Origin of the sequence: Winogradskyella eckloniae (assembly GCF_013249045.1) — a bacterium.
GTDB lineage: Bacteria > Bacteroidota > Bacteroidia > Flavobacteriales > Flavobacteriaceae > Winogradskyella > Winogradskyella eckloniae.
In genome coordinates, this window is sequence record NZ_JABRWP010000007.1 from 1 (window position 1) to 12,924 (window position 12,924).

The window sequence follows — 12,924 nt, forward strand, 5'->3', positions numbered from 1 at the left end:
CAGGATCTTCGTTTTGTAAAACAGTATTAAATTCTAAAGGTGAATCTGAATTAAGATATGTATCTATGAGGTACTTAAAATCGGTATCCACAATACTATAACTGTTAGATGCCGAATACCACAATACTCAAAACCTACCAATCAATTTCTGATAAGTCGGTGATAAGCTATTGTTCAAAATAAAATATGAATATTAATCGAAAGGGTTTCCTCCTGGATCTGCTGGTAAAGATGCTACTTGTGCTTTAAGAGGATTTAATATCACAAAAGTTCCGACTGCAGTTAATGCAGCATACTTTCCCATTTTTGAAATGGCTTCCTTACGTGTAATTTTATCTGTGTCGTTGTTTTTCTTCATGGCTTTTGCCCTAAATTTGAGTTCAAAAATAGTAAATTATTTTATTTATTAAAGTAAAATACGAAAAGGTTTACAAATATTTCTTTTATTCCTTTTAAAATCAAACAATAGTCATTAATTATTTAATAATACCTCGTTTTTTTTTTCATATTATAAATAAAACATTCTAAGCTATTTACGAAATTTTGACGTGTTTGGTTTTTTGAGCGTATTTTTTTTAGTTAACACCGCTTTTCTACCCAATTTTTTTAGGATAAAAAAGCGCATTGTTAACCTCATTTTTAATGCTGAATAAGCACTTTTTGATTAATATTTTGTGCACGATTTCTTAGCGAAATTACATAGATGCCATTTGTCAATGAGCTCACATCAATGTGTTGGCTACGATCTTGTATTTCTAATAGTGCTGTGTGGACTAAACGGCCTTGAATATCATAGATATGTACAGTGGTTTGTTCTAATAACGTACCCTGAATACCTAAAGTTTTATCCGCTTTATTATTGTAAATAGTTACTGTGTTTTGTTGCTCGTTGTCTATAACAGATAAGGCACTGTCCGTGGTGCGTAAATAAAAACGACCAACGCCATTTAAGTTGTCTGTAGGTGTTATTATATAATCGCTTGTATTTAATAAGGTACTTGTACTGGCTTCGGTATCATCTAAATAGACCTCTACAGTGTTAGGTAAGGTGTTGGCTGAAATAGAAAAAGTGATTTGCTCGCCTTGTACAGCGTTTACACCCAAAGGAATGGTAACGTTGGCATAATCGGTTTCGCCTAAGGCTTGTATAGACATAGAAATATTGGTATTATCCATTAATAATTCTGAATAAATTGAAAAGTCTGGTGCGCTTCCACCAAATAAACTACTGTCAAATCCTGGATCTAAACCTTGTGTTGAGTATTCTGTAAAATAGAAATCGGTCACAAAAGAAGACGTTGCATTGCTTAAAGTTAACTCTAAATTGGTAACGGCATTGGTGCTTCGTCCAGAAATAAAATCGTCTGAGTTACCGGTAGTTCTATAAGAAGGATCAAAGGTAACGATTCCACCACCAGATTTTGAAGCCACAAAGAAGCCTTGTCCTGGTGCAATGACAGCACCTGCATTGACAGGGTCTAGGGCATAGGCCAAATTCCAAGTGATCCAACCATCATGTGCAGCACCATCATAGCCATAAACCCCTGAACTCCCAGAGTCAAATTGTCCATTGTTTGCTAATAAAAATTCTTTTAGTTTAAGATAAGATGGATAAGGATTACCAATTAAATTCCAAATGCTTGCAGAAGCACCTGTTGGTGTAACAATATTTTTAGAAATGCTATTAGTTTCAACATTTCCTGTAAAAGTATAGGTGCCTCCACCATCAGATCCTGTACGGTAACCGTTACCAGCGACTAATATTTCAGCATCATCGGCAGCACTATATAGGTCATAGGTATTTGTAGACGGATTAAACGGACCAAATAAATAAAAAGTGGTGGTGGTGCCAACGGTTCCTGATAATATGTTAGTATCCACATCGTTTCGTAATACACCAAACGAACTACCAGATAAAGGCGCGCTAACTAAATCATTAGATCCTGTTGTAGCACTTGTACCTGCAGCCGCATTGACATACCGCTTGTATTTTACAGTGCCAACAATGGTGCCGTCAGAGATTAAACTTGCATATAAATTAGAAATCGATTGTAACATTAACGTATCCGTAACGGTTAATGTGGCGCCGGAATTGACTTGAATATAGCCACCAGCTTCAACGGTAATAGATTTCACAGTTGAGGTGCCATCTAATTCTAGTGTTGCACCAGATTTAACGGTAACATCAGAATTGGATAAGTCGCCACTTAAAATAACTACACCTTCATTTATAGTAGTTGTACCAGAATAGGTGTTACTTCCGGTGATAATTAAGGTGTTTGTACCAACTTTAGTGAGGTTACCAGTACCTACCATAACACCACTTACGGTAATACTACCAGAACCCATGTTCCCAAATTCAACCGTATTGTTATTAATATAAATTGTTTCCGTAAATGTTAATCCACCTGAAGCGTTAGTGTGTAGTTGAACAGTTGTTCCGTCAATTCCAATTGGTGTATTAAAAACATGGGTTGCGGACGTAGCGTTATAAATGCCGCCAGAGGCAGATAAACCGCCACCAGAATTATTAATGGTTCTTGGTGAAGTTGCACTTGCTTGAAAATCTAAACTTGCAACCATATAATATCTTCCATTGGTGTACATTGTTGTATTGTTATTATGGCCAATTTTTACATAGTTTCTTGTACTATTACCACTATCCGGATCGCCTTGACTATTGTTGTCCGTTGCATAATACCATGGCAGTTGACCATCACCAAAATTTCCAGTAGAAACATCACTTCTGCTAAAAACGTCTTGTTGCGAAAATGCAGAAGGCATAAAAAAGAGGCACAAAAGCATTAACGTAAATAAAGCGTACTTTTTTGTCATTTTATAAAATTTAAATTAGTCTGATTATTAGTTGTTTGTGAATATAATTAGATTGATTTAAACTTTATTTACGCAAACGTTATAGTGTTAATAAAAAGTTTGAAGCACAAAAAAAACGCACTAAAAGATTTAGTGCGTTTTTATATAATTTAAGTGCGGGTAATCCTTACTGTAAAATCACCTTTTGTGTTTTGTTTTGTAGACCATTTTGTAATTCTACGATATAAACACCAGTGCTTAAGTTGCTCACATCAATAGTCTGTGATCTGCTTGAGCTTTGCAATAACGTACTGCTTACTTTACGACCTTGTATGTCATAGAGGTTGGCCGTAGTTGTTTCTGTTAATTGACCAGCAATTACAATTGTTTTATCGCTTTGGTTGTTATAAATACTAATTTGATCTAAAGTCGTTTCGGCAGTAGATAACGCGGTAGTTGTAAATCTTAAATAGAAACGACCTGTACCATTTAAATTAGCATTTGGTGTTATAGTATAATCACCGTCGGTTAATAAAGTAAAGGTATTAGTAACATTATCTTCTAAGTACACTTCAACTGAGCTTGGTAATGTAGATTGCGCTATACTAAAGGTAATTTGCTCTAATTGATTCGCATGAACACCTAAAGGAATAATCACATCTGTAAGATCTGTTTCACTTAAGGACTGTATTGTCATTTTAGTGCCAATATTGTTTTCAACTAAATGCGAATACATGTTTAAACTCGGTAACTGGCTGTTAAACATAGCAGCGTCATAACCAGGATCTAAAGATCTTGTTGAGTTAGCGTTAAAGTAAAAATCGGTTGTAAATTGAGCATCGCTATTCGCTACCTGTAAGCTTAAGTAAGCATTAGTTTCTGTTGTTCTACCTGCAATAAAATCATCACCACCTGAAACAGTACGCATGGAAGGCGTGAAATTTAAAGTGGCACTTGCAGCTTCTGCAGCCACCATAAATCCTTGTCCAGGTGTTAGGTTGGTGTTCGTGTTTAAGTTGTTGTAGTTAACGACTGTCCATCCATTAGCCGCATCACCATCGTATCCATAAATACCCACGGCATTTTGATCCAAGTTAGCTGCATTTAACGTTAAGAAATCGCCACTGTTAATATAAGATGGGTACGGGTTACCAATTAAATTCCATTCGGTTTCACTACCTGTTGTAATTGTAACAGGGACGTTGCCTGTTAAGACCTCTCCAGTAAAGGTAAATGTAGAGGTGTCTGTAGAGGCTGTTCTATATCCTATACCAGCAGCAATTGGCATAGCATCATCGGCATCTGAATATAAAATATACGGATTCGTTGCGGCATTATTATCAAATGGGCCAAATAGATAGAACGTTGTAGTACCACCACCCACTGTACCAGACGGTATGTTGGTGTTGGTTGCTCTAAATGCCCCAAAGTTCTGACTAGCATCTGTAACAGGCGCAGAAATTAAATCGTTTTGGCCATTTGTACTGCCTGTAGTACTGTTAAAGGTGTTAACGTGTCTCTTATAAATTACAGTACCCGAAATGGTACCATCAGAGATTAAACTGGCATAACTTGTAGAGTTAGATTCTAATGTTAAGTCTGTAGTAACTGTTAAAGTAACACCAGTATCTATCGTTAAACCAGCACCAGGATTTATAGTGACAGTATTAATGTCTGTGTCTGTAGTCAATGAAGTACTTCCAGACTCAATAACAATAGCTTCTGTCGCTAGAGATACACCATCTGGATCACTTGGTGACCAAGTTGTACCATCGTAAGTGTATGTTGTAGCATCAGGTAAGCCTGTTAAAGAAAAATCTTCTATTGCTATTTCCTCATCACCTGAATTTAAGGCGAAGGTTATTCTTATGTCTAATGTAGTTCCTGTTCCTGCTATTGCTTTAGTAAATTGTGAAAAACTATCGCTTAACGCTGTACCATCACCATCTTCATCAAAATCAGTATCTTCTAAAAAATCGGTATTAAATGTTGATCCATTATTTTCAAAAGCTAATAAGTTTGTCCAACTTCCATTGTCAATACTATATTCTATTAATACGTAGTCTGAATCATCAATTCCTCCACCTACTGATGCAAAAGACCCACTAAAGTTTAACGTATTATAATCCGAAATATCAATATTTGACCATGTTAATTGACTAGGTGAAGCACTATTTGTCCAGCCTCCATCATCAATATCTTGACCAGCAAAGAAATTGCCATTATTACCTGTATAAGTTTTGTTAATGTTTGAGCCGTCAGTAATTTGTAAGTAGTCTGCTATACCATCATTACCTTCACCTCCTAATGTAACAGTATATAAGGAGTTGTCAGTAAATGGTTCTACCCATAATGTTACAGGCCCAACAGGAATACTCTCTACATCAAACAAATCTGAATCATAAGTACCTGTAATGAGTGGTGAATCATCCGTCGCAGATAATTTAATACCTGTAGCTAAGGTGTCAAAAACTAGGTTGTCAAAAACAGCAATACCATCAGTTGCCTCTGCAGTTAGTGTCGCTATACCACTAAAATTACCATCTGTGGTTACAGAAATGTCGTGCCCTAAACCAGAATAATCAATATCTATATTACCATTGGCATCGGTAGCTGCAATTTCTACGTTTGGCGACATAACCGTGTTTATAATAGTAGTACTAGGCTGCACTACGTAAGCTAATTCTGTTGAAACAACATCTATAGTAAAATCATTTCCAATAACATCACCAAATAAGTATGGGTCCACAAAATCAGAACCTGAAGTATCAGCATCAAAACTACCTGATTCGTCTATCTGAAGTTGTATTATACTACCATCAACGATATTAGTTGTATTAAGGTAGATCCCTAATGAAAATTCTAGAGCTGTATTGTCTGTGACAGAAATAGGCGTCCCAAATGCCAACTCAATTTCAGTATCTGTTACCGTTACTGTTGGTGTATGCGTTACTGAATTTCCATCTACTAAGGTGGCACCTTGTATAGCATCTGTCCAATCTGCAGTGTTGTTAGTACCAGGTACAAAACGCATAGTGGTTATGTTGGTCGCTAAGCCATCCGCTGTACCTTGATCGAGTACTTCAAAACCTAAAACTTCAAAAGCCGTACCTACTGTAGTGACATCTGCCGCTATTACCGTTGCACCAGCTATTTGAGGTGAAATTTCGTAAACTTCTGTGTCTGTATCATTGGTGGATGCGGTCCCAGATGCCGTTAATTCTAAGTCTTGCATTCTTACTCCTCTCCCAGAAGTTCCGTTGTTTGATATTCTTAAAACAACTTGATTGGAAACGGAATTTAAGGTAATAGTGCCTATACTCGTATAAGAAGTTGTAGTTGTAATGGTGGTTTCTGTTTGTGTATATGTTGTACCACCATCATAGGATATCTCAATTTTTGCTTGTAGATGAGTTCCACCACCGAATGAGCGGATATTCATAGTAAATTCAGCATCAGTGTAAGCTGATAAATCATAAGTGGCAGTGGTAATAACATCACTCGGATTACCGGCATCAACCAACCAATAGCTAGTGCGATCAATTTCGTTAGTGGTTATATTATTCTCAAAAGTCCAACCTGCTGGAGCTGAGCCTCCACCATTTTCAAAAAAAATAGTAGTTTGAGAAAACCCAAAATGTCCAATTAAAAAAAGTAATAAAAACGCGTAAAAATGTCTCATTGTAATAGTTAGTTATAAATAAAACGCGAGCTTTAAGTTGTCATGAGTATAACCAAAAAAATTATACTACACGGCTTGGCTTAAAACCGTTGCTTGTGATTGTTCATCGTTATTTGGTCCAAAACAGGGTTAAGTCTGCCGGCTTTAGGATCACAAATATAGTAAAACTGAAGTTTTATTGTATGTTTAGATATTAACAAACCGTTAATAACACTATATAAGACACTTAGTGTAGAATATGGTCACATGGCTTATACGTAGTATTAGTGTCTTTAAAGTAAACGAAATTGAGGATTGTGAAATTTTAGAGGTGTCTTATCGTTAATATCACAATATATTCATCGCACGCTATGGTTAATAAGATTAAATAAAAAAAAGCGCATCTGTTAAGATGCGCTTTCGTTTTTAAGGTGTTTTATGTTCCTTATTTTATAATTACTTTTTGCGTTCTGCTTCCTAAGTTGCTTTGTAATTGCACAACATAGATCCCAGCAGAAAGACTAGAAACATCAATTGTGTGTTCTGTGTTTCTTTGGTTTAATTCACTAGCGCTTACCTTACGTCCTTGGATATCGAATAAGTTAAACGTTGTATCCTCGTCTAATTGCCCTTTAATGGTAATCGTTTTAGATACAGCGTAAATTTCTAATCCACTTAAAAGATTATCTGTAGTCCCTAAGGTTGTTGTTCTAGAGAAATGAATATAAAAACGACCTGTTTCTGTTAGTGTAGAGCCAGGTATAAAAGTATAGTCACCAGCTAATAAATCTGTAAATGTATTCGTTACGTTATCTTCTAAAGTAACTTCAACATCTTCAGGGATAACGCTTTCACTAATGCTAACTGTTGCTTGCTCACCTTGTGCAATGTTAATACCTAAAGGTATGGTTACATTATCTAAATCGGTATAGCTAACAGATTGTACAGCAAAATCTTGTCCTACATTGTCTTGCACTAAGTGCGAGTAGATCGAAAATTCTGGTGAAGTCGCTTCAAATACTTCAGAATCGTATCCAGGATCCATGCTTAATGAAGCATTATTATTAAAATATAAATCCGTGCTATAGATGGCATCTTGTTTTTCAACTTGCAATCTTAAATTCGCTAAATTTTGCGTTTCAGAACGTCCTACGATAAAATCATCAGATGTACCAATGGTTCTCATAGCAGGTGTAAAGTTAATCGTTGCACCTCCAGATTTAGAAGCCACAAAGAATCCTTGTCCTGGAGCGATTTTAGCTGTTGGGTTAGCATCAGAATACGCTTGGTTCCATACAATAAATCCGTCTGTTACATCACCTTTATAACCGTAAACACCGTAATTGGTTGGGTGCATCGCTGTACCGTTTTCAGATAAAAAGGTAGATAATAAGATGTAAGATGGGTAAGGGTTACCAATTAAGTTTTGGATACTCCCAGAACCGATGTTAATAGCTACACTTTTGCTTCCTGTTTCAACATCACCTACAAATTCAAAAGTAGAACCTGTTGCTGCTGTAGACGCTGTTCTATAGCCAATTCCAGACGCTATTAATGAAGGTTCATCAGATGCTGTATAGTTAACATAGGCATTCGCATTATTATCAAAAGGACCAAATAAATACGATGGTACACCACCTATAGTTCCTGATGGGATTTGTGGGTTAGCTGTTCTTAATGCTAAAAATGTTTGACTACTGTTGGTAACAGGAGCAGACACTAAATCGTTTTTACCCGTTGTAGAGCCGGTGTCTGCAAACTGGTTCACGTGACGGTAATATGTAACTTCACCTTCAATATTATCCGTAATTAAACTAGAATAAGATGTTGATACAGATAGTAATTCTAAAGTACCATCATTAATAATGGCAGAATTTGTAGTAATGGATTGCCCTGAAGCTACACTTGTCGTTGCTGCATCATTAATATAAAGGTTATTAATTTGAATATGAGATCCGACTGTATAAGTACCGTCTAAAACGTATGCGTTGTCACTTCCAGTAGAAGGCGATGGCGCATTTGGAGTCCAGCCGTTGTCTGTATATAATAAACCATCAAATACGCTAGATAATTTGAAATTATCAAAACCAGAGTAACCGTCTAAACCGTTATTTCTTACTCGGACTTGTAATCCTATAGTTCCTACTGTATTTGGGATGGCAACAGATACAGTACCTTGATCCGTATCAATAAGGTTGCCATCTAAAATGTATTCGTATGCTTGGTTAACACCATCAAGGATTAAACGGTATTGTGCATCATCTGCGTTAGCATCATAGCCGTGAATATCCCAATCAAAACTTAGGGTAACATTGTCATAGGCGCTAATATCAATGGTATCAAATGTAATTGTCGCAAAACCAGTAGTTCCACCAGAAGTATTATTTAAGTCATTTTCTCCAAATATATTATTTGAAAAATAATCGTAATCTAAAGGTGACGCTATGGCGCTATCGATAACACCAAAATAACCATTGCCCCAACCATTATCAAAAGTAGGAATACTTGTTGAGTACGTCCATTCTGGTGTGCTGCCATCAAAATCTTGATAAGCGATTGTAATTAATGGGCCATTAACATCAAATGCGTTACTTGTTGCAAAACCAACACCACCTATTAACGCTGCAATAGTGGTTACTGTTTCTTTTTCAGTAAAGGTTATTGTGTTTAATGTTGCTATTCCGTTAGTTACAGGGTAGTTAATAGAAGAAGGGCTCATAGAACCTGCAGCTAAAATCGTTACGGTACCATTATAGTCTTCATCTAAATTACCATTACTATCAACAGTTAATACTGTTGGGTATGGTGTCATTATTACAAATTGATTGGTGTCTGTAGGTTGTTGATCAAATACAACAAAGTTAGCCGTAACTTCAATTCTGTTATCGTCACCAGCAATTGGTGTCTGTGCACCACCTGCATTAAAATCGGCAAATGAAGAACCTGTAGCAACATTAGCTGAAGCCGAATTTATAGTCAGCTGAAATTGCGTGTTATCTTCAACAACAGTCTTAAAAGTTGCATACACATCAAAAGTTTTTGAGCTATTGTCTAAAGCAGAAATACTCGCTAATCCAGAAAAATTAACCACATCAGAGCTTACAGACGTTTCCGCAACATTTAAAGTGCCATCAAAAATGGCCAATGTCTCTATAATTTGACTGTTTGTTAAACCAAATTCTAAGTCGGATAATACCGTAGGTAAAAGATCGGCATCCGCTAAAGTAGCACCACCATCACGAATTGAAAATTCTCCAACTTTAATAGCGTTAGAAATGGTTAATCCTGACGACGCGGTGTAAGAGTTATAGTCTATATTATCTGTTGGGTTATAACCTGTTGTTACAATATCAGAATCGGTACTGTTTATAGTTGTACTATTTATAGATCCAATAAGTCTTACGCCAGGGTTAGCAATACCAAAGGCAGACCACGAGTTTCTATTAGCGATTCTAAACCAGCCACCACCAGTTAATGAATTCCATGCGTATAATCTAAAAGTGACTTTTCCTGCAGCGCCAGAGCTTATAGAAAACCCACTAAAAAAGTAATCTGTGGCCGTCGATGCAGAAGTTTGTACTGTTGTTAAAGCAATACCTGCCGTTGCAAAGTCATCTAAGCTATAAAATATTTGCCAATTAGATGGGCCGTTTGCGTTTTTACGATTTCTAATATCTAAACCTGTGATGATAACTTCGTTATCTGCACTTGCGTTAACAGACCATTCAATATATTCGTTGTCAATTTCTGCTTGCGCCTGTGTTGGTGCGTTCCATTGGCTTGCCGTGAAGTTTTGACCGGTGCTCGCTAAGATTACGCCAGCCCCTCTTGCTAATCCCGTTGAGGAAATTGAAGGGTCATTACCTGTTGCAGTTGGTCCAACGATATTTGGACGATCAACAGTTACGATTGTTTGGCTAAATCCAAGTGAAAAGATAGAGAATGCCAACAAAAAAAAGTAAGTTTTTTTCATAATTTATTTAATTAAATCTAGAAAAACACATAGCTATCCTCTTGATAGGTAAATGTTTTTGGTCGATTTTGGTTGCCGCAAAGATAGTAAAAATTGTTAATTAAAAAATTTAGACCATATGAATCTTAGACGAACGGTATGTTTTATGTGATAAAATACTTACAGTCGAAGCGACTTGATTTAGAAATTTAAAGTTCACATAATTGTATATGAATAATGTTTGTGTATTTTTAAAGAATTAATAATGTAACATTGTTATAATTTCATATTAGATATTAATTACAATAAATGTACAGAACTATGGTAATGTCAATGACATATTATTTATATTTGCGCTCAATTTTATTATCCTACAAGATAAGTAGACTAATTAAGTGATAGATCTGTAGAGGTATATTTAATAAATTCGAAACTTTAAAAATAATGGTTCTCTAAGTCGTCTAATGGACATAAATTATAAATATATAACTACCATGTTTTGTCAGCTTTTGTTATTAAATACAGAAAGAAATTGAAATTCAGCAAGAGACATTTAGCAAAAACAATTACGTGGCGTTTAATAGGTACTTTAGATACCCTACTTTTGTCGTGGTTTATTTCGAGTGACTTAAATGTAGGTATGTTAATGGGCGTTTGTGAGCTCTTTACAAAAATGATCTTATACTATATACATGAAAGGGTTTGGTTTAAATCTACTATTAGGTCTTCAAATAAACGTCATATCTTAAAGACGTTTTCGTGGCGCGGCGTTGGTACAATAGATACGATACTTTTAGGATGGATAATTACAGGTAATCCAATGACAGGTGTAAAAATCGGAGGCGCAGAAGTGATTACTAAAATGTTATTGTATTTTGGGCATGAAAAATTATGGTACCGTATAAATTTTGGGTTAGATAAAAGGCATAAGCGAAAGCAATTAGAAAAATTAAATCAACAGAATTAATAAATGAGTAGTAATACGGTAAAGCATAGTTACAATGTTGTAAAAGCAGATCGCGAAAAACGAAACGGCCATCGCGCCATGTTATTGTGGTTTACGGGCTTGTCTGGTTCTGGGAAATCAACTTTAGCAAATTTAGTAGAACAACAATTGCATAAAATTGGGATGTCTACCTTTAGTTTAGATGGTGATAATATTAGACAAGGTATAAATAAAGATCTTAGTTTTGCACCAGAAGATAGAACAGAAAACATACGACGCATTGCAGAAATAGGAAATCTTATGGTAGAAGCAGGTGTCGTAACCTTAGCGGCTTTTGTATCACCATATATTAAAGACAGAGAAAATATTAAAACCATTGTAGGTGCCGAAAATTTTATAGAAATTTACATCAATACATCATTAGAAGAATGTGAGCGAAGAGATGTTAAAGGATTATATAAGAAGGCAAGAGCTGGAGAAATAAAAAACATGACAGGTATTTCTGCGCCTTATGAAGCGCCAGAAAATCCGGATATTGAAATTATCACAGATAACCAATCTATTGAAACATCTGTACAATATATAGTAGACTTTATTATTCAAAAATTAAAATAAGTAACATGAGTAATTATGTAATTAATCATTTAAAAGAATTAGAATCAGAAGCCATTTTTGTGATACGAGAAATTGCGGCGCAGTTTGAAAACCCTGTTTTATTGTTTTCTGGAGGGAAAGATTCAATTCTACTTACCCATTTAGCAAAGAAAGCATTTTATCCTGCGAAAATTCCGTTTCCATTAATTCATATCGATACAGGACATAATTTTCCGGAAACCATTGCTTTTAGAGATGCATTAGTTGAGAAATTAGGAGTGAAACTTATTGTTGGATCTGTACAAGAGGCCATAGATACCGGAAGAGCAAAGGAAGAAACAGGTGCAGATGCTTCTCGTAATTCGTTGCAAATTGTATCTCTTTTAGATACGTTAGAAGCCCATAAGGTCGATGCAGCCATGGGAGGTGCTAGACGTGATGAAGAAAAGGCAAGAGCAAAAGAGCGCTTTTTTTCACATAGAGATGAGTTTGGACAATGGGATCCTAAAAATCAAAGACCAGAATTATGGAACCTTTTTAATGGGCGTAAAAATTATGGTGAGCATTTTAGAGTATTTCCTATTTCTAACTGGACAGAAATGGATGTTTGGGAATATATAAAGCAAGAAAATATAGATTTACCATCACTTTATTTTTCACATCAGCGTGACTGCGTGGTACGCGATGGTGTGATTTTGGCTAATTCAGAATTTATAAAATTAAAAGAAGGCGAAACGGTTGAAAATATGACGATTCGCTATAGAACCTGTGGCGATATGCCAATAACAGGAGCCGTAGAATCTGAAGCGGATACATTAGAAAAGATCATTGAAGAGATTGCGACCACACGTACAACAGAGCGTGGTGGGCGAGCAGATGATAAACGTGCTGAGACCGCAATGGAAGATCGTAAAAAACAAGGTTATTTTTAAAATTTAAAACGTATAGGAAGTGGAG

7 protein-coding genes are annotated in these 12,924 nt (G+C 35.8%); 3 read left to right on the plus strand and 4 right to left on the minus strand.

Annotation, left to right across the window (positions count from 1 at the left end):
• Positions 1-193: 193 nt before the first annotated feature.
• From HNV08_RS12115 to HNV08_RS12130, 4 genes are all read right to left on the minus strand, one after another.
• Entirely contained in the window at positions 194-358 is a 165-nt protein-coding gene (locus HNV08_RS12115; protein WP_173281595.1) for a hypothetical protein, read from the minus strand.
• Between the two features lie 281 nt (positions 359-639).
• Positions 640-2,835, minus strand: a complete 2,196-nt coding sequence (locus HNV08_RS12120) for a T9SS type A sorting domain-containing protein (protein WP_173281596.1) — start codon at positions 2,833-2,835, stop codon at positions 640-642.
• Between the two features lie 166 nt (positions 2,836-3,001).
• Positions 3,002-6,496: a T9SS type A sorting domain-containing protein gene (locus HNV08_RS12125; protein WP_173281597.1), complete on the minus strand. Its 3,495-nt coding sequence runs from the start codon at positions 6,494-6,496 to the stop codon at positions 3,002-3,004.
• A 424-nt stretch (positions 6,497-6,920) separates the two neighbouring features.
• Positions 6,921-10,448: a T9SS type A sorting domain-containing protein gene (locus HNV08_RS12130; RefSeq protein ID WP_173281598.1), complete on the minus strand. Its 3,528-nt coding sequence runs from the start codon at positions 10,446-10,448 to the stop codon at positions 6,921-6,923.
• 511 nt (positions 10,449-10,959) lie between these two features.
• On the opposite strand from HNV08_RS12130, the gene HNV08_RS12135 reads away from it, so the two are divergent.
• From HNV08_RS12135 to cysD, 3 genes are read left to right on the plus strand one after another with little or no spacing between them, the layout of a single operon-like run.
• Positions 10,960-11,394, plus strand: coding sequence for a DUF2061 domain-containing protein (locus HNV08_RS12135; RefSeq protein WP_173281599.1), 435 nt, complete (start codon positions 10,960-10,962; stop codon positions 11,392-11,394).
• Between the two features lie 3 nt (positions 11,395-11,397).
• Entirely contained in the window at positions 11,398-11,988 is a 591-nt protein-coding gene (cysC, locus tag HNV08_RS12140; protein ID WP_173281600.1) for an adenylyl-sulfate kinase, read from the plus strand.
• A gap of 5 nt (positions 11,989-11,993) precedes the next feature.
• Positions 11,994-12,899, plus strand: a complete 906-nt coding sequence (cysD, locus tag HNV08_RS12145) for a sulfate adenylyltransferase subunit CysD (RefSeq protein ID WP_173281601.1) — start codon at positions 11,994-11,996, stop codon at positions 12,897-12,899.
• Positions 12,900-12,924 lie beyond the last annotated feature (25 nt).

Coding starts and splice junctions, on each gene's coding strand:
- HNV08_RS12115 (WP_173281595.1), bottom strand. CDS start 358: ATGAAGAAAAACAACGACACAGATAAAATTACACGTAAGGAAGCCATT.
- HNV08_RS12120 (WP_173281596.1), bottom strand. CDS start 2,835: ATGACAAAAAAGTACGCTTTATTTACGTTAATGCTTTTGTGCCTCTTT.
- HNV08_RS12125 (WP_173281597.1), bottom strand. CDS start 6,496: ATGAGACATTTTTACGCGTTTTTATTACTTTTTTTAATTGGACATTTT.
- HNV08_RS12130 (WP_173281598.1), bottom strand. CDS start 10,448: ATGAAAAAAACTTACTTTTTTTTGTTGGCATTCTCTATCTTTTCACTT.
- cysC (WP_173281600.1), top strand. CDS start 11,398: ATGAGTAGTAATACGGTAAAGCATAGTTACAATGTTGTAAAAGCAGAT.
- cysD (WP_173281601.1), top strand. CDS start 11,994: ATGAGTAATTATGTAATTAATCATTTAAAAGAATTAGAATCAGAAGCC.